Genomic DNA, 23686 nt, shown 5'->3' with positions numbered 1-23686 from the left:
GGTCAGACCAGGCCGGCTTCGCGGAGCAGTTGCCACAGGCCGGCGCCGTCGGGCGCGGACAGCCACTTCTGCCCCACCGGCCCCGATGACGGCAGGCCGGCCGGGGCGGGCAGGCTACCGGCCAGCACCGACTGGGTTGGGGAGAGCCGGCGGATCGCCACCCCGGCGACGTTCTCCGGGTGGGCGGCGGCGAACTCCCGGTAGATCTCCTGGTCGTGTTGGCCGTCGTCGCCGACCAGCAGCCAGCGCACGTCCGGGAACTCCTTGGCCAGCCGGGCCAGGGTGCTGCGCTTGTGTTCCATTCCGCTGCGGAACCAGCGGTCGGCGGTCGGGCCCCAGTCGGTGAGCAGCAGCGGCCCGGCGGGGTAGAGGTGCCGCGACAGGAAGCGGGTCAACGTGGGCGCCACGTTCCACGCGCCGGTGGAGAGGTAGAAGACCGGCGCACCGGGGTGCGCGGTGACCAGCCGCTCGTAGAGGACCGCCATGCCGGGCACGGCGTTGCGGGCGTGTTCGTCGAGCACGAACGTGTTCCACGCGGCGAGCAGCGGCCGGGGCAGCGCGGTCACCATGACCGTGTCGTCGATGTCGGAGATGATGCCGAGCTTCACCTCCGGGTCGAGGATGCGCACCGGTGCGTCGACCGGCTCGGCGTCCGGGACGCTGAGCCGGACCGTGCCCCACCCGGGTGGCAGGTCTGCCTCGACGAGCGTGTCGACGAAGCCGCTGCGGTCGGCCTGCGTCTCGTGTCGCACCCCGCCGGCCTCAATGGTCACGGTGACGTGTTTGTTGGGCAGGGTGGCGAAGCTGCGCCAGCCGCGGACCTTGTCCAGCCGGCCCCGCTGGCGGGTGTCCGGTCGGCCCAGCAGCACCCGGCACATCACCCGCACCCAGCCCGGGGCGCCATAGCCGGTGTACGCGACGATGTTGACCCGCCAGCCGGTGCGCCGCAGCCGACGCTGGACGAGCTGGTGCACGGCGTCCTCGATCCGCGCAGCCCGGTGCAGGTTCGGAACGGCCAGCTGGCCAGCGGGAGTGGGTGGCACGCGCCAACCCTGCCACACGCAGACGGACACGGCCACGCGAGCCGGCCGGCTGAGCCAATCCACCTCGGCGGCCCCGCCAAACGTGAAACACTCCGTCGGGACGACGACGGGGGCGTGGTCGTGTCACATCCAGAGCAGCACCGTGGGCGATGGCGTCCGCGACTCGACCGGCCGGCGCTCGTCGCGCTGCTGTTCGGGCTCGCCGGCGTCGGGTATCGGCTGGTCCTGACGCTGTACACGGTGCCGGTGTCGAACAGCGACGAGGCGACCTTCGGCCTCGCCGCGCTGCACATCGGGCAGGACCGGGAACGCCCAATCTTCCTCTACGGCCAGCACTACATGGGGATGCTGGAGTCGTACCTGGCCGCTCCCCTGGTGGCGGTGGCCGGGCCGAGCTGGCCGGTGCTGCGGCTGCCGATGCTCGCGTTGTACGCGGCCTTCATCTATCTGATCCACCGGCTGACCCGCCGGCTCTGCACACCCTGGTTCGCGACCTTCGTCGTGGGCCTGCTCGCGCTCGGAGGAGAGCGGGTGGTGCGCGACCAACTCACCGTGGTGGGTGGTCGGCCCGAGGTGAAGCCCGCGGTGCTGTTGATGCTGCTGATCACCGTGGGCCTGGCCGCTCGCACGGTCCACCGCCGACGGCTCGCGGCCGCCCTGTTCGGCCTGCTCGCCGGGCTGGCCGTCTGGTCGGACTGGCTGATCCTGCCGTACCTGGCGGTGGCCGGGCTTGCCCTGGTGTGGGCGGTGCGGCGGGAACTGCTCGGCTGGTCCGGCCTGCTGCTGGTGGCGGGGTTCGTCGTCGGGGTGGCACCGATGATCGTCGACAACCTCCGGGCCCCGCCCGGCGAGGACTCACTGTCGGTGTTCCGGGAGATCAGCACCAAGGCCGGGCCGCTCCCGCCCTGGTCCGACCGGGTCCGGGGCGGCCTGCTGGAAGGGGTGCCGTTGGCGCACGGGCTCTGCCCGGTCAACGGCTGCGGACGCTGGCAACAGTGGTTCGGCCTCCTGTACCCGGTGCTGCTGCTGGCCGGTGCGGTGCTCGCGGTGCTCGCGTACCGCCGCGCGGCCGGGGCGCCGCGCGGGGAGCGGGTCGGGCCGGTGGTGCAGCTCGCGCTGGTCGCCGGTGCGGCGTTGACCCTGCTGTCGTACGTGCGCAGCCCGCTCGCTGCGACCAGCCCGCTGGGCAACGCCCGTTACCTGTCGGTGCTGCAACTGTCCCTGCCGGCGGCGCTCTGGCCGCTCTGGGTGGCGGCGGTGGCGTGCTGGCGGGGCAGGGTCGGTGCGCTCGGCCGGCTCACCGGCGCGCTGTCCACCGCGGTGCTGGCGGCGCTGACCGCGATCACGCTGGTGGTCACCGTGCTCTTCGCGGTCACCGGCGCCGCGGCGGCACGGACCGAGGAGCGCCAGGCCCGGGAGCTGGCCGCCGCGTTGCGCGCCGACGGCCCCCGCGAGGTGTACGGGGGCTACTGGACCTGCAACCGGTTGATCTTCAACACGGACGAGGAGGTGGTCTGCGGCGTGCTCGACGGCGACCTGTCCCCCGGGCAGAACCGCTACCGGCCGTACTGGCGGCAGGTAGGGCGGGCCGAGCGGCCGGGCTACGTGGTGGAGATCGGCTCGCCGATGGAGCGGCGGCTGCGCAGACTGCTCGCCGACCGGGCCGACGCCGCACTGGTGCGGGAGGTCGGCGGCTATCGCGTGTACCACCCCGACACCCCGGTGCGGCCCTGGCGGTAACGGCGGGTCGTACGCTGGCCGGGCCGGCGCGCGGGGCGCCGCCGTTCCGCGCGTCGAGGAGACCAATGCTCATCCTGCTGCCGCCCTCGGAGGGAAAGGCCGACGCCGGCACCGGGCGACGCTGGGCTCCGGACCGGCTCTCGCTGCCCGCGCTGAACCCGGCCCGCGAGCGGGTGCTGAACGCTCTGGTGACGCTGAGCGCCGGGCCGGACGAGGCGACGGCGCGGGCGGCGCTCGGCCTCAGCGAGGGCCAGCGGGGCGAGCTGCGCCGCAATGCCCGACTGCGGGAGGCGGCCACCGCGCCGGCCGAGCGGCTCTATACCGGGGTGCTCTACGAGGCGCTGGATCTGGCCTCGTTGCCACCTGCCGCGCAGCGGGCGGCCCGCCGGTCGATCCTGATCAGCTCCGGGCTGTGGGGCGCGGTCCGACTGGCCGACCGGATCCCCCCGTACCGCTGCCCGATCGGCGCTCGTCTGCCGGACGTCGGGGCGTTGTCGGCGTACTGGCGCACGGAGCTGGCGCCGGTGTTGGACGACGCCGCCGGCAGGGGTCCGGTACTGGACCTGCGCTCCGCCGCGTACGCGGCCACCTGGACGCCGCGCGGGGAGCTGGCCGAGCGGACCGTCACCGTACGGGTGCTGCACGAGCGGGAGGTCGACGGTGTGCCGGTACGCTCGGTGGTCAGCCACTTCAACAAGGCGACCAAGGGGCGGCTGGTCCGTGACCTGCTCGTCGCCGGTGCCCGGCCGCGAACCGCCGCGGAGCTGATCGGCACACTGCGGGAGTTGAAGCACACCGTCGTGGAGCAGGCCACCGCGTCCGGCCGGGTACGGCTGGTGGATCTGGTGGTCACCGACCTCTAGCGAGGGGGCAGCCGCAAGATTTGCTCAAGGCTGGGCCGGACCCGTTCCGTAACGGCGACGCAGGGGCCACGGTTGGACAACCCAAACTCCGACAAGGAAGCCTTCGTTGACCCGCGAACCTGCCCTGCTCGACCGGCCCCGCTCCCCGGCGCCGCCATCCCCGCTGGACTGGCTGACCCTGGGCGACGCGTTCGAGGCCGCCTGCCTGCGGCGCTGCACGCCGCCGCCGACCGCCGCGCGCCCGAGCGCCGCATTTCCCGCGCACGCACCCGGGGTGGTGGAGTTCAACCGGGAGGACGCCGCGCAGCGGATGCGGCAGCTGCTCGCCCGGCTGGACATCCCGGTCACTCACGAGGTGGCGGTCGGGGGCCTGCGCCGCCGCTACGAGCTGCACCGGCTCTGGGTGCCCCGGGAGCACCAGGGCGCGTACACCCGAATGTTGGACGCGGGCTGGTGGCAGGGGCGGCGTGAGCTGCTCGGCGGGCCGCTGCCCGGGGCCTCGCCTGCGCGCCGACGGTTGGTGACCCGGCTCGCGGCGGCGGCCTGGCGTTCGGCGCTGCTGGCCGCCGGGCGGCACGTTCGCCGGCACATCCTCGGCGTGCGACTCACCGACCGGGAGCTGGCCGCGGTGCTGATCCGCAGCGCTGCCGTGCTCGACGTGCCGGCCCGACTCCGCCCGGGCACCGGCTGCTTCCTGGTCAGCGTGGCCGACGGCCCGGACCGGGCGCGAATCATGAGCAGCGCGGCGCTGGAGCCGGCGCGCGCGGCGGCGACGGCGCGGGGCGCGGCCCTGCCGTCGGCGCGCGGCGTGGTCGTGGCGCCCGCGCGTCGCCCGGCCTGCTGATCGGTGCTCGGGGCGCACCCGCCCGGCACACCACCTCCAAGGGGGTTGCGCGCACCGGCCCGACGGCGCACAGTGCACCGCGTGAGTCGTACCTCGTCCGGCCCGCCCGGTCGCCACCGCGCGGGGACGGCAGCCCTGTTGACGGTGCTGCTGGTCGCGAGCCTGAGCGCCGCCGGCTGCCGGGACGCCCCGACCGAGCCGATGTCGATCCGGATCGCCACCGGCAGCCCCACCGCCGTCTACTACGCGTTCGGGCAGTCCCTGGCGGCCATCCTCAACCGGGAACTGCCCGGCGTGCGGGCCAGTGTGGTGATCACCGCCGCCTCGGCGGAGAACGTCCAGCTGGTCGGCTCCGGCGGCGCCGAGCTGGGCTTCACCCAGGCCGACGTGCTGCCCACCACCACGGCGGGAAACCCCTCGGTCGACGCTGTCGCCCGGGTGTACGACGACCAACTGCACCTGGTCACCACGGGCGGCGGTCCGGTCCGCACGGTCGCCGACCTGCAGGGCCGGCGGGTCTCCGTCGGCGCACCCGGATCAGGCACCGAGATCACCGCGACCCGGCTGTTGGAGGTGGCCAGCCTCGGCGGCGACGAGGTGCGCCGGGAGCGGCTCGGGCTGGACGACTCGTTGGCCGCGCTCCGTTCCGGGCGGATCGACGCGTTCTTCTTCTCCGGCGGGTTGCCGGTGCGGGGCATCAAGGAGCTGGCCGGGCGCAGCGCCACCCGGATCGTGGACCTCAGCGACTGGACCGAGCCGTTGCGCGCCCGCTACGGCCAGGTCTACGTCTCCCGGGACATCCCCCGCTCGGTGTACGGGGTGGACGCGGTGACCACGGTGGCCAACCCGAACTACCTGATCGTCCGGGCCAACCTGCCGGAGCGGTTGGTCCGGCAGGTGACCCGGCTGCTGATGGAGCGCCGGGCCGAACTGGCCGCCGCGCACCCGGCGGCGGGGCGGATGAGCCCTCGCTCGGCGATCGTCACCGCGCCGCTGTCGCTGCACCCCGGGGCTGCCTCCTGGTACCGCGCCGCCAAACCCTGAGCAGGCCGGGTTCTACCGCGCCGGGGTGGGCCGCAGGTCGGCGGCCACCTCCTCGTCCGCAGGCTCCGGTGACGGGTCAAGCTCGGGCGCCGGGAACCACAGGGCGGCGATCAGCCCGCACGGCTCCCCCGGACGCATGGTGAGCCGCCCGTCGGACGCGTCCACCAGCACGGCGGCGATGGTCAGGCCGAGCCCCGCGCCGTCGACGTTCTGCGCGTCCGGCGCCCGCCAGAACCGCTCGGTCGCCTGCCCGAGCTGACTCTCGGTCATGCCCGGCCCGGAGTCGCGCACCTCCAGGGACACCCCGTTGTCGCGGCGGGCCACCGTCACCGTCACCGCTCCGCCAGCCCCACTGAACTTCACCGCGTTGTCGATCAGAGCGTCCAGCGCCTGGTCGACGGCGGTCGGCACAGTCTGGGCGTACGCCGGGGCGTCGGTCGCGGCCAGTCGCAACGCGATCGAATGGTGCCGGGCCAGCGGCGCCCACGCGGCCACCCGGGACGCGGCCACCGCAGCGGCGTCCACGGTGACCCGCTCGTTCTCCTCCCGTTCGGCCCGGGCGAGGGTGAGCAGCGCGTCGAGCACCAACGCCAACCGGTCGGTCTCCTCCAGTGCCAACCGGTGCTCGGATCGGCCGTCCGGGTCGGTGAGGCTGGGGCCCAACTCCTCCACCCGCAGCCGCAGCGCGGTGAGCGGGTTACGCAACTGGTGGCTGGCGTGCGCGACGAAGGCGCGCTGCCGGTCCATCACGTCGGAGACCACGTCGGCCATGTGGTTGAAGCTGGCCGCGAGCCGGCGCAGCTCCGGCGGGCCCAGGCGGTGCTGCACCCGGGCACCCCGGTCGCCCTCGGCGATCTCGTGAGTCACCGCGTCCAGTTCGGTGACCGGGCGCAGCACCCAACCGGCCAGCCCGAACGCGGTGAGCACGCAGGCCAGCACGGCGAGCAGACCAGCCAGGGCGAGAAGCAGCCACCACGCGATGACAGCTCGGCGGATCGGGCCGGCCGGGGTCACGATCACCACCGCGCCGAGCACCTCACCACCGTCGTTGATCGGCACCGCCACCACCACCGGGCTGGTCGTCCAGGGCCAGACCGACTCGGGGTCGCTGGTCTGCTGCCCGGACAGCGCGATGTCCAGAACCGTTGCGGTCCCCGGGCCGGGCTGCCACCTCGGCGACGCGACCGGGGTGCTCCGGTCCCGGTCGACGACCGCCGCGCCGATCCCGTACAGGTTGTCGTAGCTGGTCAGCTCCGACTCGATCGGGCCCGGCCCGCCGTCGCGTAACGCCGGCCCGGCCAGCGAGGCGAACCGGGTGGCGTCAGCGAGCCGGTCGGCACGGATCCGGTCGGTTTCGCGGCTGGCCATGGTGGCGGCCAACGGTGTCTCCAACGCGATGAGGACGAGCACCATCAGCAGCAGATAGCTGATCACCAGTCGCCGGCGCACGTCAGCTCCTCACGAGTCGCGCAGCCGGTAGCCGATGCCGCGTACGGTCTCCACCAGGCGGGCGTCGCCGAGCTTGCCGCGCAGCGACCCGACGTGCACCTCGACCGTGTGCCGGTCGGTCCAGGTGGTGCCCCAGGCGTCGAGCAGGATGCGATCACGGGGCACCGCCACCCCCGGCTGGCGGGCCAGCGAGAGCAGCACGTCGAACTCCTTGCGGGTCAACGTGACGGCCCGGCCGTCCACGGTCACCGTCCGCGCGGCCACGTCGATGCGCACCGCACCGGCCTCGATGAGGTGCCGCTCCGGCGCGGCGTTCGCGGCCCGGCGCAGCACCGCCTCGATCCGGGCCTGCAACTCCACCATCGAGAACGGCTTGACGACGTAGTCATCCGCGCCGAGACGCAGGCCCAGCACCCGATCGCGCTCCTCGCCCCGCGCGGTCACCGCGATGATACCGAGTTGGCTGCTCCGCCGGCGCAGCTCCCGGCACAGGTCGGTGCCGTCACCGTCGGGCAGGGTCAGGTCGAGCAGCACCAGGTCGCACGGGGCAGCGGAGAGCGCGGCGGCGACGGTGGCCGCGTGCTCGACCTCGTACCCACGGCGGGTGAGGGCGGAGGAGAGCGCAGCGGCCACCCGGCGGTCGTCCTCCACCAGCAGGATCCGCACCCGTGCCCCCCTCCGTCGCCGCGCCGTTCTGCGAATGGTGGCAGAAGTCTGCGCCCAGCGGGAGGCCGCCTGCCGCGACGGGCCGGCTACCGGGTCGCGGGCCAGTGCTCCGCCTTTCAGGGCGGGGGTGAAGGCCCGTGCTGGGAGGGCCGCCAATGCCCGAGTAGTGCCTTAAGTCGGGCGGTTCTGCTGCTCGATGTACTGACGCACGACGCTCAGCGGTGCTCCGCCCATGGAGCCCGCGAAGTACGAGCCTGACCAGAGCTTGTTGGCCCGGTAGTAGTGACGCGCGAGGTCGGGGAACTCCTGGCGCATCCGCCGACTCGACACGCCCTTGAGGGAGTTGACCAGCTTCGCCAGGGCCACCTTGGGCGGGAAGTTGACGAGCAGGTGGATGTGGTTGTTCTCCCCGTTGAACTCGACCAGTTCGGTCTCGAAGTCGGCGCACACCGCCCGCATGATCTCTTCCATCCGGGCGAGGTGCCGGTCACCGAACACTCTGTGCCGGAACTTCGTCACGAAGACCAAGTGAGCATGTAAAGCAAAAACACAGTGCCTACCAGTGCGGATGCCATCAATGTCTGCCATAGACCAACATGGGACACTCGGTCTCGTGCAGCTTCGTTACAACTTCCGGGTCTATCCGGACGCCGTTCAGCGCACCGCGTTGGCGAGAGCGTTCGGGTGTGCCCGGGTGGTGTTCAACGACGGGCTGCGTCTGCGTCAGCAGGCACGCGAGGCTGGCGAGGAGTACGTCTCGGACGCCGACCTGTCCAAGCGGGTCATCACCCAGGCCAAGGACACCCTGGAACGGGCGTGGTTGGGTCAGGTGTCCGCCGTGGTCTTGCAGCAGGCACTCGCGGATCTGAACGTGGCGTACCGTAACTTTTTCTCCTCGGTCACCGGCAAGCGCAAGGGCCGCAAGGTGGCACCGCCGCGGTTCCGGTCCCGCAAGGACAACCGGCAAGCAATCCGGTTCACCAGGAACAGCCGGTTCAAGGTCCTCGACAACGGCCGACTTCGGCTGCCAAAGATCGGCGATGTGCCGGTTCGGTGGTCGCGCGGCCTGCCGTCCGAGGCCAGCTCGGTCACGGTGATCCGGGACGCGGCCGGGCGGTACTTCGCCTCGTTCGTCGTCCACACCACCGACGCGCCGCTCCCGGAGACGGACTCCGAGATCGGTATCGACCTGGGCCTGACCCACTTCGCGGTCATGTCCGACGGCACGAAGGTGACCGCACCGAAGTTCCTGCGCCGCGCGGCCCGCAAGCTCAAGCGGTTGCAGCAAGACCTGTCCCGCAAGACCAAGGGCAGCAACCGCCGCAAGAAGGCCGTGGTCAAGGTCGCCCGCGCTCATGCGCGGGTGGCCGACACCCGACGGGACTGGCAGCACAAGCTCTCGACATCGATCATCCGCGACAACCAAGCGGTGTACGTCGAGGACCTGTGCGTGGTTGGTCTCGGCAGGACCCGGCTCGCGAAGTCCGTGCACGATGCGGGGTGGGCCAGTTTCACCGGCATGCTGGAGTACAAGGCTGCCCGGTACGGGCGCACGTTCGCCCGGGTGGACAGGTTCTTCCCGTCGACCCGGATGTGCTCCGACTGTGGCCGGGTCAACGACAAGTTAACGCTGAACGTCCGAGCGTGGGACTGCCCGTGCGGCGCAGCCCACGACCGGGACGTCAACGCCGCGAAGAATGTCAAGGCCGCCGGACAGGCGGACTTCAACGACCGTGGAGCGCAGGTAAGACCAGCATCCGTGCTGGCACCGCGCGGCGAAGCGGTAACCCACCCGGACGCCGCGTGTTCCACGCGCAGCGTGGAGGGAATCTCCGTCCTTTAGGACGGCGAGGATGTCAAAGACCGAAGACGTCGTCGGCGGTGGCGTCCCGGACGCCGTCGGTAAAGCCGCGGAAACCCGGGTCCTCGTGGCTGGCCGGCACGCTGGTGACGGTGACCCCGCTGGCCTGGGTGACCGCGTCGACGAGGGGCGGATAGTCGATCTCAGCGTCGGAGAAGGCACCATCGTCCGCCTCGGCCAGGTTGATCACATGCTGGACGCCATCGGACGGAGTGTCCGGGTCCTCGGCCCACTCGCCGCCAGCCCGGTAGCACTCGTCGTACAGCGCGCGCTGACTGTCGGTCCAGTCGTCGTCGTAGCTCTGCATCGCCCATCCCTCCGCGGCCGTTGACCTGAGCATGCCCGGCGGGGGGCGACGGGCGCGGCGGTACCGGCGAAACCCGGGCGAGGGCGGCGGCAGCACCGCGCGGCGGGCAGCTCTTCCCGCACGTGTACGGCCCGCTGCCGGTCACGGCGGTGGTGGCACTACCGGCGGACACGTCGGCCGCCGACACGGTGGCCGCCCTGCTGGGCTGACAGGGATACGCCCGGCCCGAGAGGTGTCGGACCGGGCGCGGAACGCCGTGCGCGAGGCTCAGCGGCAGAGGCGGTCGATCTCCTCCTGGAACCGGTCCATCGGGTTCGCCTCGGCGGGGCCGAGCAGGTAGGTCTTCAGCTCCCGGCGGGCCTCGGTCATCGGGTCGTCGCCGGCCCGGGTCACCGCCACGATCTTCTCCAGCTCACCGCAGTCCTTGGAGAGCAGGTACGCGGCCCGAGCCGTCGGGTACTCCCGGCGGAAGTCGTCCTCCGGCAGGCCGGCCGGGTTGGCCACCACGTACGGCCGCTGGCTCTGCACGAAGTCGGAGACCACACTGGACACGTCACTGATCAGCAGGTCGGTCTGGTTGAAACAGTCGAACAGCCCGGGCGTACGGCCGGTGACCACCAGGTGCGCGGTGCCGTCCAGGGAGGACGCGTTCGGGTTGCCGCCGGCGGCGCGGATGGCCGCGACGACCCGCTCGTGCACGGCCCTGGCGGCCCCGGACCGCGACCCGGTGAGCGGGTGCGGCTTGTAGATCAGGCGCAGCCGAGGTTCCGTGGCCAGCAGCCCCTTGACGATCCTCTCACCCATCAGCACCAGCGAGGTGTGGTACGGGTCGTCGTCGAGCCAGCCCTCCCAGGTGGGGGCGTAGAGCACGGTGAACGTCCGGTCCACCGACTCGGCGCCGAAGGTGTGCACCCCGGCCAACTGCGGTCGACCGATCTCGACGATGTCCGAGTCGAGCACCCCCACACCGGCCCGGGCGTAGCGCTCCCGGCCGGCCAGGCCGGCGACCCAGACCTCGTCGTACACCTTGCTGTACGGGTTGACGCTGGCCTGCTTGTCACTGTCGCCGTGCCCGATGAAGACGTGCTTCGTGCTCGGCTCACGGAGCATGTGGATGTTCGCACCGACGTTCGCGGAGTAGAGCGCCGCGCGGATGCCGCTGAGTTCGAGGTTCATGAAGTCGACCCCGGTCGGTACGCAGATCACCGGCAGCCGGGTGTCGGCCAGTTCCAGGAACGCGTCCCGGCTCCGCATCAGCACCACCGCGCGCTGCTGAAGCGCCTCGGTCGGGGCGAGCCACATGTTCGCCTGGTAGACGTCCTTGGCCGGGCCGGCGAAGTAGAGCGCCACCTCGGGCCGGTTCGTGTCCAGCCAACGCTGGACGGCGGGCAGCAGCGGGTCCTGCCCCGCGCCCCGACCCCGGAGCCAGGTCAGCGCGATGATGGCGCCCACCACACCGGTGGCCACGACCGCCACGGCAGCGGCGACGAAGAACGGCGTCGGATCGTGCTGCACCGCGGCTGCCACGGCGGCCGGCACCAGCAGCAGATTGAGCAGGGGCATCCGGTCACCGGCAACAGCCGCCGCCCAGGCCGGCGGCTGGGGGGCGGCGGACAGCGGACCCAGCTCGATGTTGCGCACCATGGCGGAGAGCGGATTGCGACGCTCGATCATGGTGGAGAACGCCCCGGCGAAGACCGACACGACCCACACCGCGGCGGGCAGCACCAGCAGCAGGGTCAGCTCACCGCCGCTGAGCCGCACCTCGGCGGCGACGAGCAGCACGGCCGCGAGGTCCCGGGCCAACTGCCGGTACGACCAGTGCAGACCCACCTTCTCCAACAACAGCTGTGACGGCGGTGACCAGCGGGCGATGGCGAACTCGCCGATGATGGCGGCCAGCCCGGCGACGGCGAACAGGCCGACCCAGCCGAATACGCCACTGACGAGCATGACCAGGTAGGCCAGCACCAGCAGCGCACTGTGGGCGGCCACTCCGAGACGACCTGTCAACGTGCCGAACAAACGAGTTCGCTCCCTACAAGATTTCGTTGCGGGCTGTGCCCGTGCTGAATCGACGTCACTCACCGTCGCGCAGCGGTCGACCGCGGCCGGCTGCGTGTGACTGCGACTTTAACGCGAGAGGACAGCTCGGTGTCGCTCGGGTATCCGGCACCATTTCGGTCAAAGCTCCGCGCCTCGGTGCACCAGGCCCCGCCACCGAGGTCGGGCTGCTCGGCGGGAAAAGCGCTCAGGCGACCCGCCGCAGGCAGGTCATCGCCCCGGGCGCCGGGCGCGTCGCGAACTCCTGGTAGCCGAGCTGCGGCGCGGTGTCGCGGGCGTATTTGTTGCCGTTGTAGACGCAGATGGTGCCCACGTCCAGGCGGTCCAGTGCCGGCGCCAGCTCGGCCGGCGCCGGGGTGGTGGCGCCGTCGGCGAAGCCGGCGAGCAACAGCCGGTCCTTGGAGAACTGGGACTTGAGGTCGTACTCGAGGAGGTAGAAGTCGCGGGGCAGGACGACCCGGACCTCGCTGGTGACAATCAGCGAGGTTCGCATGATCGTCTTCGGGGCGAGCAGCATGCCCTCCGGGCGGTCCAGCCCCTTGATCCAGAACGCGATCGCCTGACGCTGCTGCGGAAGCTTCCAGGTGGGGCGGTCGTGCACGTCGACCCAGCTCTTCGACGACCACATCGGAGTGGCGAACAGCGCGAACGAGGCGACCAGCAGCACCGCGATCCCGCCGGCCGCGGCGCGGCGCAGCGCCGGTGTCGGTGCCGGCAGGCGCACGGTGCAGAGCAGACCGATCAGCGTCGGTAGGGCGAGCAGCCACGGCACGCGCCAGAGCACCACCGAGATGCCACTCAACGCGCTCAGCACCTCCAGCACGCCGGGCATGAACAGCACGCTCATCGCCAGGGTGGCACCGGCTGCGAGCAGCGCGGGCGTACGCCGACGGGCGAGCAGTGGACCGCACCACAGCGCGAGACCGCTGATCACCCCGACCACACCGAACAGCAGGGTCCGCCGGTAGGTGGACGCCGCGTCGAAGAATTCGTCGTCCGCGCCGGTTGCGGTCATCCCGCCGAGGAGCAGGCGGGAGCCCACCAGCGAGCCGATCGGGTACGCGAGGGCGGCGACGGCGGCGACGATGGCGGCCTTCCACCGGCCGACCAGCAGCATGGCGAAGCTGGCGGCGCCGACCAGCATCGGCAGGATGATCGCCGCGGTGTTGGTGAGGCCGATCGCGGTGATCGAGAGCGCCACGATGAGCAGCAGGCTGCGCCGCGACCGGCTGTCGAACCACTCGGTCAGGTAGAGCCACATCAGCGGGATGACCGCCGAGACGAACATGCCCTTGCCCTCGTGGAGCCGGATGAGGTGGAACGTGCCCAGTGCGGCGTCATCGCCGGCGACGAGGTACAGGTACACGACCGCCACGGTGAAGGCGAGCATCGGACGGCGCGGGGCCCACCGGTGCGTCAGCCGCCAGAGTGCCAGCACCGCGAACACCGCCATGATCGGCAGCAGCACGAACCAGAGCGCCGAGCCGGCGTGGATGCCGACGACGTTGGCGAACGCGCCGACGAAGACCTCGAACGACGGGATCGGCGGCTGCGAGCCCATGGGCGGCAGCACGTTCTCGGAGAACAGGAAGTCGTTGAGCGGAATCAGGTCACGCTCGGCGATCCAGACCGACTTGCCGACGTAGTAGACGTCGTCCGGGGTGTTGCGGGCCATGAACAGCGAGGAGATCGCGACCAGCACCGAGACGGCCAGCGCGTACGCCGACTGCACCGCGGTGGGCGCCGGGACGGCCTGGGTGGAGACCATGCCGCTCAGCCAGACCCGGCGCACCAGCAGGATCCCGCCGATCGCCGCGAGCAGGCCGGCCACCGCCGGGATCCACCACGAGACGTCGACTCCGGTCCCGGCCGCACCGGCGGTGACGGCGGCCACGGCCGCGGCGACCAGCACCCCGATCAGGAGGCGGCGGTCGACGGCGGGCTGCGGGCCGGCCGGCTCGACGGTTGCCGCCCGCTCGCTGTCGGCCGGGGTGTCGGCGCCAACTCCCCGGGTGTCGGCGAGCCGGCGGCGGGCGCGCAGCAGGGCCACGACCGCGAGCACCACGCAGACGACCAGCCAGATCCGGAAGGTCACCGACGGACGCAGGTCCCCCAGGAAGGCCACGTGGTAGATCACGGTGAAGAGCGCGAACGCGAGCACAGCACCATCGGTGAGCACCGCCGGGGCGACGGCCACCAACGCGCGTACCCGGGACCCCGCGGCGCGACGGTCGGCGGGCCGGGTTGCCTGCTCAGCCCGGGACGTCGGATCCGAATCGGGCGCTACGGCGATGCTGTCGACGTTGGCCACGTGCGTCCTTACTCGTCAGGTGGTTGAGGGATTTCGGCGCGGTGACGGCCGGGTGTCAAGGTGGCAGCGTAGCGGAATTGGGCCGGAGGACCGCTCCTGCGGCGGCGGGTGTCGGGTGCCTGTTCAGCCCGACATCGGGGCCGCCCGGGGACGGGGTACGGCACTGTCGGCGCCGAGCCCGGCGGCCACGGATTCGACCAGATTGTCGAGGTAACCGTCGGTGAGCGGGAGTCGGGCGATGGCGAGCCGCCAGTAGAGCGGGCCGACGATGAGGTCGATCGCGGCGTCCGGGTCGATGTCGGCCGGCAGTTCGCCGCGTTGCACCGCACGGGCTACCAGGCGACCGCCGATCTCCTGCTGTCGGGCGTGCAGCACCTGACGCAGGGTCGCGTCGATGCTGGGGTTGCGAGCGGCCTCGGCCAGCAGGTCCGGGATGATCTGCGACGCCAGTGGGTGGCGCAGCGCGTGCGCCACCGCCTGGAACAGCAGCGCGAGGTCGCCGCGCAGGGTGCCGGTGTCCAGCGCGGGCAGCTTTCCCTGCGCCGCCGCGGCGACGATCTCCAGCACCAGGTCGAGCTTCGAGTTCCACCGCCGGTAGATGGCGGTCTTGCTGACGCCGGCCCGCCGGGCCACCGCCTCGATGGAGAGCCGGCCGTAGCCGACCGCGGCGAGCTCCTGCATCAGCGCGCGCCGGATCGCCGTGGTGATCTCGCCACGAAGCACCGCCGCTCCGGCCGGGGCCCGCCTCTTTTCGGTCGTCATCGAGGGCTCTTATCGCAGGTCACGGCGACCAGAGTAGCGCAACGACGATACGGTTGCGTCCCGACGTGTTTCGGACTACTGTCCACCCAGCGACGAGGCGGCGCCCCGCACACACTTCCCACTAGGATCCCATCGTCGCGAGCAACCCGTCTGCACGAAAGATCGGAGCGCCATTTCCATGGCCACCACCGCGCTGGTCGACCCCGAAACGGGCCTGACCCAGGCGCAGCTGGCCGCTCGGCACGGTCTACGGATCGCCGGTGAGCGACCCAGCCTCGCCGAGTACAGCCGCCGACTATGGGCCTACCGGCACTTCATCGCCGCATACGCCAACGCCAAGCTTGTCGCCTCGTACAGCAATGCCAAGCTGGGTCAGCTCTGGCAGGTGCTCACCCCGTTGACCAACGCGGCGGTCTACTACCTGATCTTCGGGGTGGTGCTGGCGCAGAACGACAAGATCCCGAACTTCATCGCCTACCTGACCACCGGGCTGTTCATCTTCAACTTCACCCAGAGCGCGGTCCTGGCCGGCACCCAGTCGATCAGCAGCAACCTGGGGCTGATCCGGGCGCTGCACTTCCCCCGGGCCAGCCTGCCGCTGTCCACCACGATCACGCAGTTCCAGCAACTGCTGGCCTCGATGGTGGTGCTGATCGGCATCGTTCTGGCCACCGGCGAGCCGCTCACCCTGGAGTGGTTGCTGCTGCTGCCGGCCCTGCTGCTGCAGGCGGTGTTCAACGCCGGCGTGGTGCTGATCGTGGCCCGGTTGGGCTCGAAGGCGAGCGACCTGAAGCAGGTCATGCCGTTCATCATGCGCACCTGGATGTACGGCTCCGGCGTCCTCTACAGCGTCAGCCTGTTCGAGCGGCTGCCCAGCTGGGCGACGACGCTGGTGCAGTACAACCCGCTGCTGGTCTACATCGAGCTGGCCCGGTACACGCTGCTCGAAGAGGCACCGCTGCTCAATGAGTCGCTGACCCAGCTCTGGCTGGTTGGCGCCGGTTGGGCGCTGGTGGCCGGGATCGGCGGTTTCATCTACTTCTGGCGCGGCGAACAGGAGTACGGCCGTGGTTGAGCAATTCGACGCTCCCGTCGAGGCGAACGCGACGATGACCCGGACGCAGGAGCGCATCCCGACCGTGGTCGTGGACGACGTGCACCTCATCTACCGGGTGCACCAGGGCGCCGGCGGTGGCACCACGCCGGTGGCCGCGCTGCGCCGGCTGGTCAAGCGCACCAACGCGCCGAATGTGCGGGAGGTGCACGCGGTCAAGGGCGTGTCCTTCACCGCGTACCGGGGCGAGGCGATCGGGCTGATCGGCAGCAACGGCTCCGGAAAGTCCACCATCCTGCGGGCCATCGCCGGTCTGCTGCCGGTCAACCGGGGCGCCATCCACACCCAGGGCCAGCCGTCGCTGCTGGGCGTGAACGCCGCCCTGCTCAACGACCTCTCGGGGGAGCGCAACGTCGTCCTCGGTTGCCTGGCCATGGGGATGCACCCTGACGATGTGGCCAAACAGGCCGCGGGGATCATCGACTTCTCCGGGATCAACGAGCGGGGCGACTTCGCGAGCCTGCCGATGCGCACATACTCGTCCGGCATGGCTGCCCGGCTGCGGTTCTCCATCGCCGCCGCCAAGAAGCACGACGTGCTGCTCATCGACGAGGCGCTCGCCACCGGCGACAAGGGCTTCCGCAAGCGCAGCGAGCAGCGCGTACGGGAGCTGCGGGAGGGCGCCGGCACGGTGTTCCTGGTCAGCCACCAGCTCTCCTCCGTGCGGGACACCTGCGAACGGACGATCTGGCTGGAATCGGGTGTCCTGCGGATGGACGGGCCCACCGACGAGGTCATTCGGGCCTATGAGGCGTACGCGAACAGCAAGTAGCACACCGGCGCACATCCGGCATCGGCACAACGCCATGGACCGCGTCGCCCGCGTTGGGGCGACGCGGTTCGCGCGTTAAGGTTCATTCCGTCGCCGCTCGGGCGGAACCTTCCGTTAACGCATCCCTGAGAGTGAGGATCCGGCAATGACGCAGGACCAGACCACTGGCCCGGACGCCGCTGCGGAGAACCCGGCGCCGTGGCGGCCCTCGCGGACAGTGGCCGTGGTTCTGGCCGGGGGCACCGGCACCCGGCTGGGTCTCGGCATTCCGAAACAACTGCTGAAGATCGCCGGCAAGCCGATCATCGAGCACACCCTGGCGGTCTTCGAGACGGCGCCGGAGATCGACGAGATCATCGTGCTGATGGCCACCGGCCACGTCGACGACGCCAAGCAGATCGTCGAGAAGGCCGGCCTGCGCAAGGTCACCAAGGTGATCGAGGGCGGCGACACCCGCAACGCCACCACCCGGATCGCGCTGGACGCGGTCGGCCCGGCGGACTGCAACATCCTCTTCCACGACGCGGTACGCCCACTGCTCAGCGGCCGGATCGTGCGCGAGTGCGTGAACGCGCTCTGGACCTACGACGCCGTGGACGTGGCCATCCCGTCCGCGGACACGATCATCCAGGTGGACGACAACGACTGCATCACCGACATTCCGGTGCGGTCCCGGCTGCGCCGTGGGCAGACCCCGCAGGCGTTCCGCTCCCCCACCATCCGCGAGGCGTACCGGATCGCCCAGGATGACTCGAACTTCGCCGCCACCGACGACTGCGGTGTGGTGCTGCGCTACCTGCCCGGCACCCCGATCAAGGTGATCGACGGTTCGGACGAGAACATCAAGGTCACCCACCCGGTCGACGTGCACCTGGCGGACAAGCTCTTCCAGCTCGCCGCGGCGCAGGCGCCCCGGCTGACCGACCACCGCAGCTACAGCGAGGAGCTGACCGGCCGCACCATCGTGGTGTTCGGCGGCAGCTACGGCATCGGCCACGAGCTGACCGAGCTGGCCCACCGCTACGGCGCCCAGGTCTTCCCGTTCAGCCGCTCCAGCACCGGCACCCACGTGGAGCGGGCCGGGGACGTCGAGGCCGCGCTGACGACCGCCTTCGAGGCCACCGGCCGCATCGACCACGTGGTGGTCACCGCCGGAATCCTGGAGAAGGGCGCCCTCGCCGAGATGGACGAGGAGACCATGGACCGGGTGCTCCAGGTCAACTTCGTCGGCCCGGTGACCATCGCCCGCCAGGCTCTTCCATATCTCCAGCAGACCAAGGGTCAACTGCTGCTCTACACCTCCAGCTCCTACACCCGGGGGCGGGCCCGCTACGCGCTCTACTCAGCCACCAAGGCCGCCCTGGTCAACCTCACCCAGGCGCTCGCCGACGAGTGGGCCGACGTCGGCGTACGCGTCAACTGCATCAACCCGGAGCGGACCGCCACCCCGATGCGGACGCGGGCCTTCGGCGAGGAGCCGGAGCACACCCTGCTCGCCGCGGAGGCTGTCGCCCAGTCGTCGCTGGACGTGCTGATCTCCGATCTGACCGGCCAGGTCATCGACGTACGCCGGGCACCCGGTGACGGGCCCACACCGACCGGGCCGGCCCAGTCCGTGCCGGCCCAGTCCGGGCCGGCTCGGGTGGAGGCGCCGGCCGGCGCCTCGACCGCGAACTGACGACGACGGCTGCGGAACCACGAACGGAGCGACATGCGCGGCGACCTGGTCCGAAAGCTGGCCGCCCGGTGCCTGAGCATCGGGTTGGCCGTGCTGGCCTTCGTCGTGCTGGCGCTCACCGGCGCCACCGGGTGGGGGCTGGCGCTGGCCGTCGCCGCGCTGGCCGCCTCAGCCGCCGAGCAACGGGTCCGGCCCAGCGCTGACCTCGTCGCGGAGACGACGCTGATCGCCGCCGCGCTCCTGGTCGGTTACTCCCGGCGGCTGGACGACGGGCTCAACCTGGCGCTGGTCGCCACCGCACTGGTCCTGCTGGGGTTGGTGCTGCTGGTGGGGCCCCTGCGGGCCGCCGGCAACCTGGAGATCCGGGCCGCCAACCTGCCGGTACGCGCCTGGACGCCGCTGGTCGCCGATCGGCTCGGCACCGCCCTGCTCGGGCTGCTCGCCGCCGTGGCGCTCGCTGCCGCGCTCGCCCTGCCGGCCGGCGTGGCGCTGGCCGCCAGTCTGCTGGTCGGCGCGGGCGCCGGTGCGGTCGCACTGGACCTGGCCCGGCGGCGGTTCCGGCCGACGGCTGGTGGCGGGCCAGTGGCCCGCGCGCTGCGCCGGCACCAGCCGGAGTTCCTGCTCTACTTCTCGGCACCTCCCGGGTCGGAATACCAGGTCACCATGTGGCTGCCCTACCTGGAACGGATCGGCCGGCCGTTCATGGTCGTGCTGCGCGAGCCGGAGTTCCTGGCCCCGATCGCCGCGGCCACCGACGCGCCCGTGGTCTACTGCCCCACCCTGCGGGCGATGGACGAGGCGCTGGTGCCGAGTCTGCGGGCCGCGTTCTACGTCAACCACGGGGCGAAGAACAGCCACTGCATCCGCTTCACCCAGCTCACCCACGTCCAGCTGCACCACGGCGACAGCGACAAGGCACCGAGCGCCAATCCGGTGTCGGGGATCTTCGACCGGATCTTCGTGGCCGGTCCGGCGGCCATCGACCGGTACGCCCGCGCCGGGGTGCAGATCCCGGCGGACAAGTTCGTGGTGGTGGGCCGCCCGCAGGTCGAGTCGATCGAGGTACGCCCGGAGCCGGCGCACGGGTTGGCGCACCCGACCGTGCTGTACACCCCGACCTGGACCGGGCACCACGCCGACGCCGACTACTGCTCGCTGCCGGTGGTCGAGGGTCTCCTGCACCGGCTGCTGGAGCGCGGCGCGACCGTGATCCTGCGAGCCCACCCGTACACCGCGCAGAACCCGGCGTCGGCACGCCAACTGGGCCGCCTGACCGAGTTGCTCCTCGCCGATCGGGCCCGCACCGGTCGTCAGCACGTGGTCGGTGCGGCGGCTCGGGAGCTGAGCCTGACCGAATGCGTCAACTCATCGGACGCGCTGGTGTCCGACGTGTCCGGGGTGATCTCCGACTACCTCTACTCCGGCAAGCCGTACGCGCTCACTGACATGGGCGACGAGGGTGACCGGTTCGTGGAGCGTTTCCCGTTGGCCGGGTCGGGTTACGTGCTGCGCCGGGACATGTCCAACATGGACGAGGTGCTGAACGCACTACTGGACACCGACCCGCTCGCCGAGGCCCGCTGGGCCACCCGCCGCCGCTACCTGGGTGACTTCCCGGCCGACTCGTACGCCGAGGCGTTCCTGACCGCGGCCCGCCGGGAGCTGGCGCCCACGAAGGAACTGACCGCGTCCGCAGCGGTGTAGCCGGTCAGCGGTACGGGTCCAGCAGCGCCAGCACGGCCGCCGGGTCCTCCACGTGCGCGTTGTGGCCGAGACCGGGCAGCGTGGCGACCGGCACGCCGTACTCCTTGAGCTGTTCGTCGGTGACCATCGGGTCGTGTTCCCCGCGCGCCAGCACCACCGGCACGTCGGTCGCCGCCAGCAGAGCGGCCAGGTCGGGCTCACCGACCGCGAAGGTGGTCGGGTCCATGGCGAGGCGCCACCGGCCGTCGACCTGACGCAGCCCGGCGGCCACGACCGGGTCATCCGGCGAGACCAGGCCGACCAGGCCGGAGACCCGCAGGTAGCGGCGAGCCGCCTCGGCGCGGCTGGCGAACCAGCTCACCGGGCGCGCGGCCAGCTCGGCGGCGCGGGTCAGCTCGGCGGGTGACCACGATGCCTTGATGCCCAGACCGACCACCGCGTCCACCGGCAGCCCGGCGGTGCGGGCGGCCAACGCGAGGCCGACCACCCCACCCAGCGAGTGCCCGAGCACGACGAGCCGGTCGTCGGCGGCGAGGCCGTGGGCGATCCGGCCGGCGAAACCCGCAAAGGAGTACGACGACAGCGGCGCCGCCCAGCCGTGACCGGCGAGGTCCGGTGCCAGCCACCGCCCGGGCCAGCGCTGCTCAAGATACGGCGCCGAGGGCAACCACACGTCACCCGTCGCCCCCATGCCGTGCAGCAGCAGCAGGACCGGCCTTCGATGAGAGTGACCACCCGATTCATCCACCACGGCCGCAGTCTCCCACGGTTCACGGCCGGGTACGAGGGTCGTCATCGGCGTCACTCGCGGGACACCGGCCAAGCAAGGTCCATTGTAGAGTGCGGTGCCTGGACGGGGAGCGTCACGTGTCGATCCCCTCGCGCAGAGGAGCCCACAGTGTTCAGGATGCTCGGATCAGCACTGGCCGCGACCCTGGCGGCCGTCGCGCTCGGCGCGCCGCCGACCCACCCCGCGCTCGGCACACCCATGGACGTCTCCACCGGCGACGGCGGGTCGGGTGTCGAGGCGGTCGCGGCAGCCGACCGGGTCCTACGGGTCTACAACAACAACATCGAGAACCTGGTGGTGAACAACTCCGACGGGAGCTGCACCCGAATCTCCGGGCCGGACCACCTGACCTCGATCCTGGTCGACGACGCCGGTCGCACCGGCACCAGCGCCGTGGTGGCGCCCGACATCCTGATCGTGCAGCAGGTGCGCGGCACCGGCCAGGCCGAGGCGTACGCCGACCAACTGTCGGCGAAGTTCGGCTACCCGGCGGGCACCTACGGGGCGATCGTGGCGTGGAGTGACCCGGAGCCCTGGGGTGGCACGCACAAGTGCAGCTCGCAGTCGCTCGGCGACCTCAAGAAGAAGCAGACCAACGGCATCATCTGGAACAAGCAGACGCTCAACCTCGCCGCTGGCGACATCTCGAAATACTGGAGTGCTGGCTGGCTCAAGCCGGGCACGGCGTACGCCAACGGTGCCGGATGCACGCTGTACAAGCCGCCGAACAGCGATCCGGACAGCACCGACTACCACAAGTGGAAGCGGACCAGCGCCATCGCGGCCCGGTTCACCATCAAGGCGACCGGCACGAGCGTGTTCGCCGCGACCATGCACCTGCCGCAGGAAAACCGGCAGAACGCCTGCGCCGGCGACGGCGACCGGGGCATCGCCAACAGCGGCATCCACCTCGGCGCGGACGCGACCAGCCTGCTGAACGCCTCCACGGTCCGCGTCGTGGGGATCGACGCGAACCGTACGGGCATCGCACCCGGCACGCTGAGCGGCTACGGCATGACCGGCTACGGGTCGGCGGCCACCAACGGCTCCAGCAAGATCGACTACCTCTTCGTGAAGGGGACCGTCCAGCCGTCCAGCATCGGCCACACGGTCAGCGGAACGAAGTCGAACCACCTCGCGCTGTACGGCTTCATCACCTACTGACCGCACCGACAAAGACGACGCGGGCGCCGGCCCCTTGTGGGGGACGGCGCCCGCGTCGGCTGCGCCCAGGTCAGGCGGAGTAACCCCGGTTGGCGATCCAGTTGGCCAGATCGATCGTGGTCATCCAGTACGACGGGTCGGCCGCGTTCGCCGAGTCGGCGATCCGCACGGTCCGGCCGTTGTCCTTGTAACCCACCACGGCGACGTAGTGCCCGCCGCCGTAGGAGCGCCAACCGCCGTTGGTGTCGGTGGCGTCGCCGACGACGTTGGCCACCACGCCGCGGCCGTCGGTGATGGCCTTGACGACGTCGGCCTGGAGCCGGTCCATCTGCGCCGGGCTGGGCGCGCCGGCGAACATCCGGGTCCGGTACGGGGAACCCTTCACCTCGGCGTTGAGCACCCGGGTGGTGTCCTGGGCCGAGTTGGTGCCCATCTCGGTGGTGCCCAGTTTGGCACCGAGCTCGTTCTGGGTGCGGTCGATGCCGGCGGCGCTGAGCGCGTTACGGGTGGCTGCCGGGCCGCAGTTGTAGTACGTGTTCTGCGCCTCGTAGTCGTAGTCGAGCATCTTCGTCGCGGGCGGCTTCGGCGGGGCCGGCTTAAGGCTCAGGTCCGGGTTGCTGCTGGCGTTGGCCGCGGGTGACGCGGCGGTGGTAGCCGGGGCGGTGGTCGGCGCGGCGCTGGCCGAGGGGGACGCGTCGCGCGCCTCACCGCGGGAGGCGGCGGTGTCGCTGCGCATCTCGGCGACCGTGGTCGCGGTGCGCTGGCTGGCCGGGTCGTCGTCGGCGACGGCGACCAGCCCACCGGTGGTGGTGGCGATCGCGAGGGCCGCGGCGGAGGCGGCAACGATCTGGTATGGGCGCTCGGTGGCGAAACGGCGGAGCTGACGCTGCAGGGTGTGCTTCACGGGGTCCTCCACGGATCCGGGGGGAGAGCGGCACACCGGGGCCGGACCGGTATATCCGGGCAGGCGCCAGCGCGCGGACCGTGGTCCGCGGATGGTGAACCGCTCAGGGGAACGCCCGGCGCTGCCGGGCGGGATAGGCGATGACCCGGGGGGGTCAGCTCACCGTCACTGGACGAATGAGCGGGGGCACCGCTGCGCCGTGGAGGCGAGGGAACAACCGAGGGGTGGAAAGGTGCTGCACGAGGATGGAACTCCTTCCGACACCGCCTACCGGGTTAGCTGACGGATTCGGGCGGGAAGATCGCCCTACCGCGGGCCATGGCTCGCGGATTCACCCCGGACTTACTGGTGGGTCCCCGGTTCGTTTTCACGATTGAGCGGGTCGGCGCGGCGTCGCCTCTTGCGATCGGTTACCGCACCGGACGAGACGACACTACTGGCCGGTCCGCACCCTGCCAAGCCAGGTTCACCTGCGTAAACCCCGATCGGCGCGACAATTTCTGCGCGTATTGCCGATGATGTGACTCGATGGGACAAGCGGTTATGGTGACGCCTGCGGGCGACAACCGGACAGGCCGCCGATAATACGGTCACAATCACCGGAAA

20 protein-coding genes, 1 pseudogene and 1 riboswitch are annotated in these 23686 nt (G+C 71.3%); of the genes and pseudogenes, 11 read left to right on the top strand and 10 right to left on the bottom strand.

Features of this window, described 5'->3' with window-relative positions; translation table 11 throughout:
- Positions 1–2 precede the first annotated feature (2 nt).
- Positions 3–1043 (bottom strand): App1 family protein, encoded by a 1041-nt coding sequence (locus OG811_RS20675; protein ID WP_406068005.1) that lies wholly within the window; start codon positions 1041–1043, stop codon positions 3–5.
- 120 nt (positions 1044–1163) lie between these two features.
- Here OG811_RS20675 and OG811_RS20670 point away from each other — a divergent pair, with 120 nt between their 5' ends.
- From OG811_RS20670 to OG811_RS20655, 4 genes are all read left to right on the top strand, one after another.
- Positions 1164–2783 carry a hypothetical protein gene (locus OG811_RS20670; protein ID WP_406068004.1) on the top strand — a complete coding sequence of 540 codons (1620 nt, stop codon included), beginning with the start codon at positions 1164–1166 and terminating at the stop codon, positions 2781–2783.
- Between the two features lie 65 nt (positions 2784–2848).
- Positions 2849–3646, top strand: coding sequence for a peroxide stress protein YaaA (yaaA, locus tag OG811_RS20665; RefSeq protein ID WP_406068003.1), 798 nt, complete (start codon positions 2849–2851; stop codon positions 3644–3646).
- 106 nt (positions 3647–3752) lie between these two features.
- Positions 3753–4490 carry a hypothetical protein gene (locus OG811_RS20660; protein WP_406068001.1) on the top strand — a complete coding sequence of 246 codons (738 nt, stop codon included), beginning with the start codon at positions 3753–3755 and terminating at the stop codon, positions 4488–4490.
- 81 nt (positions 4491–4571) lie between these two features.
- Entirely contained in the window at positions 4572–5534 is a 963-nt protein-coding gene (locus OG811_RS20655; RefSeq protein WP_406068000.1) for a TAXI family TRAP transporter solute-binding subunit, read from the top strand.
- 12 nt (positions 5535–5546) lie between these two features.
- Here OG811_RS20655 and OG811_RS20650 read toward each other — a convergent pair whose 3' ends face one another.
- The 3 genes from OG811_RS20650 to tnpA all read right to left on the bottom strand — a co-directional run bounded on the left by OG811_RS20650 (position 5547) and on the right by tnpA (position 8237).
- Positions 5547–6983, bottom strand: coding sequence for a sensor histidine kinase (locus OG811_RS20650; protein ID WP_406067999.1), 1437 nt, complete (start codon positions 6981–6983; stop codon positions 5547–5549).
- A gap of 9 nt (positions 6984–6992) precedes the next feature.
- Positions 6993–7649 carry a response regulator transcription factor gene (locus OG811_RS20645; protein WP_406067998.1) on the bottom strand — a complete coding sequence of 219 codons (657 nt, stop codon included), beginning with the start codon at positions 7647–7649 and terminating at the stop codon, positions 6993–6995.
- A 171-nt stretch (positions 7650–7820) separates the two neighbouring features.
- Positions 7821–8237, bottom strand: a complete 417-nt coding sequence (gene tnpA, locus OG811_RS20640) for an IS200/IS605 family transposase (protein ID WP_406067996.1) — start codon at positions 8235–8237, stop codon at positions 7821–7823.
- Between the two features lie 25 nt (positions 8238–8262).
- On the opposite strand from tnpA, the gene OG811_RS20635 reads away from it, so the two are divergent.
- Positions 8263–9492 (top strand): RNA-guided endonuclease InsQ/TnpB family protein, encoded by a 1230-nt coding sequence (locus OG811_RS20635; protein ID WP_406067995.1) that lies wholly within the window; start codon positions 8263–8265, stop codon positions 9490–9492.
- A gap of 13 nt (positions 9493–9505) precedes the next feature.
- Here OG811_RS20635 and OG811_RS20630 read toward each other — a convergent pair whose 3' ends face one another.
- Positions 9506–9817, bottom strand: a complete 312-nt coding sequence (locus tag OG811_RS20630; protein ID WP_406067994.1) for a hypothetical protein — start codon at positions 9815–9817, stop codon at positions 9506–9508.
- A 98-nt stretch (positions 9818–9915) separates the two neighbouring features.
- Between OG811_RS20630 and OG811_RS20625 the strand changes: the two are divergent.
- Positions 9916–10026, top strand: a pseudogene (locus OG811_RS20625) (DUF952 domain-containing protein); the annotation flags it as partial.
- A gap of 58 nt (positions 10027–10084) precedes the next feature.
- Here OG811_RS20625 and OG811_RS20620 read toward each other — a convergent pair.
- From OG811_RS20620 to OG811_RS20610, 3 genes are all read right to left on the bottom strand, one after another.
- Positions 10085–11842, bottom strand: a complete 1758-nt coding sequence (locus tag OG811_RS20620; RefSeq protein ID WP_406067992.1) for a CDP-glycerol glycerophosphotransferase family protein — start codon at positions 11840–11842, stop codon at positions 10085–10087.
- 226 nt (positions 11843–12068) lie between these two features.
- The gene (locus tag OG811_RS20615; RefSeq protein ID WP_406067990.1) at positions 12069–14192 is read right to left on the bottom strand and encodes a DUF6077 domain-containing protein; all 2124 of its coding nucleotides are present in this window, start codon (positions 14190–14192) and stop codon (positions 12069–12071) included.
- A gap of 123 nt (positions 14193–14315) precedes the next feature.
- On the bottom strand, positions 14316–14954 hold the full coding sequence (locus OG811_RS20610; protein WP_406067989.1) for a TetR/AcrR family transcriptional regulator: 639 nt from the start codon (positions 14952–14954) through the stop codon (positions 14316–14318).
- Positions 14955–15132: 178 nt separating this feature from the next.
- Between OG811_RS20610 and OG811_RS20605 the strand changes: the two genes are divergently transcribed.
- The 4 genes from OG811_RS20605 (at position 15133) to OG811_RS20590 (ending at position 20222) form a co-directional block, all read left to right on the top strand.
- Entirely contained in the window at positions 15133–16029 is an 897-nt protein-coding gene (locus tag OG811_RS20605; RefSeq protein ID WP_406067987.1) for an ABC transporter permease, read from the top strand.
- Positions 16030–16063: 34 nt separating this feature from the next.
- On the top strand, positions 16064–16840 hold the full coding sequence (locus OG811_RS20600; protein ID WP_406075824.1) for an ABC transporter ATP-binding protein: 777 nt from the start codon (positions 16064–16066) through the stop codon (positions 16838–16840).
- A 145-nt stretch (positions 16841–16985) separates the two neighbouring features.
- Entirely contained in the window at positions 16986–18518 is a 1533-nt protein-coding gene (locus tag OG811_RS20595) for a D-ribitol-5-phosphate cytidylyltransferase (RefSeq protein WP_406067986.1), read from the top strand.
- Between the two features lie 33 nt (positions 18519–18551).
- The gene (locus OG811_RS20590) at positions 18552–20222 is read left to right on the top strand and encodes a CDP-glycerol glycerophosphotransferase family protein (RefSeq protein ID WP_406067984.1); all 1671 of its coding nucleotides are present in this window, start codon (positions 18552–18554) and stop codon (positions 20220–20222) included.
- A 4-nt stretch (positions 20223–20226) separates the two neighbouring features.
- Here OG811_RS20590 and OG811_RS20585 read toward each other — a convergent pair whose 3' ends face one another.
- Positions 20227–21018, bottom strand: a complete 792-nt coding sequence (locus OG811_RS20585) for an alpha/beta fold hydrolase (RefSeq protein ID WP_406067983.1) — start codon at positions 21016–21018, stop codon at positions 20227–20229.
- A gap of 111 nt (positions 21019–21129) precedes the next feature.
- On the opposite strand from OG811_RS20585, the gene OG811_RS20580 reads away from it, so the two are divergent.
- The gene (locus OG811_RS20580) at positions 21130–22176 is read left to right on the top strand and encodes a hypothetical protein (protein WP_406067981.1); all 1047 of its coding nucleotides are present in this window, start codon (positions 21130–21132) and stop codon (positions 22174–22176) included.
- A gap of 70 nt (positions 22177–22246) precedes the next feature.
- Here the strand turns inward: OG811_RS20580 and OG811_RS20575 are convergent, their stop codons facing one another.
- On the bottom strand, positions 22247–23092 hold the full coding sequence (locus tag OG811_RS20575) for a C39 family peptidase (RefSeq protein WP_406067980.1): 846 nt from the start codon (positions 23090–23092) through the stop codon (positions 22247–22249).
- A 237-nt stretch (positions 23093–23329) separates the two neighbouring features.
- Positions 23330–23470, bottom strand: a riboswitch (cyclic di-AMP (ydaO/yuaA leader).
- Positions 23471–23686 lie beyond the last annotated feature (216 nt).

Origin of the sequence: Micromonospora sp. NBC_01638, assembly GCF_045209745.1 — a bacterium.
Lineage (GTDB): Bacteria > Actinomycetota > Actinomycetes > Mycobacteriales > Micromonosporaceae > Micromonospora.
The sequence above is the reverse complement of the archived record's forward strand: the minus strand, read 5'-3'. Positions and strand labels throughout refer to the sequence as shown.

Excerpts from the sequence above, each read along its gene's own strand:
- yaaA (WP_406068003.1), top strand. The coding sequence starts at position 2,849 with ATGCTCATCCTGCTGCCGCCCTCGGAGGGAAAGGCCGACGCCGGCACC.
- tnpA (WP_406067996.1), bottom strand. The coding sequence starts at position 8,237 with ATGGCAGACATTGATGGCATCCGCACTGGTAGGCACTGTGTTTTTGCT.
- OG811_RS20630 (WP_406067994.1), bottom strand. The coding sequence starts at position 9,817 with ATGCAGAGCTACGACGACGACTGGACCGACAGTCAGCGCGCGCTGTAC.
- OG811_RS20610 (WP_406067989.1), bottom strand. The coding sequence starts at position 14,954 with ATGACGACCGAAAAGAGGCGGGCCCCGGCCGGAGCGGCGGTGCTTCGT.
- OG811_RS20605 (WP_406067987.1), top strand. The coding sequence starts at position 15,133 with ATGGCCACCACCGCGCTGGTCGACCCCGAAACGGGCCTGACCCAGGCG.
- OG811_RS20600 (WP_406075824.1), top strand. The coding sequence starts at position 16,064 with ATGACCCGGACGCAGGAGCGCATCCCGACCGTGGTCGTGGACGACGTG.
- OG811_RS20595 (WP_406067986.1), top strand. The coding sequence starts at position 16,986 with ATGACGCAGGACCAGACCACTGGCCCGGACGCCGCTGCGGAGAACCCG.
- OG811_RS20590 (WP_406067984.1), top strand. The coding sequence starts at position 18,552 with ATGCGCGGCGACCTGGTCCGAAAGCTGGCCGCCCGGTGCCTGAGCATC.
- OG811_RS20585 (WP_406067983.1), bottom strand. The coding sequence starts at position 21,018 with ATGACGACCCTCGTACCCGGCCGTGAACCGTGGGAGACTGCGGCCGTG.
- OG811_RS20580 (WP_406067981.1), top strand. The coding sequence starts at position 21,130 with ATGCTCGGATCAGCACTGGCCGCGACCCTGGCGGCCGTCGCGCTCGGC.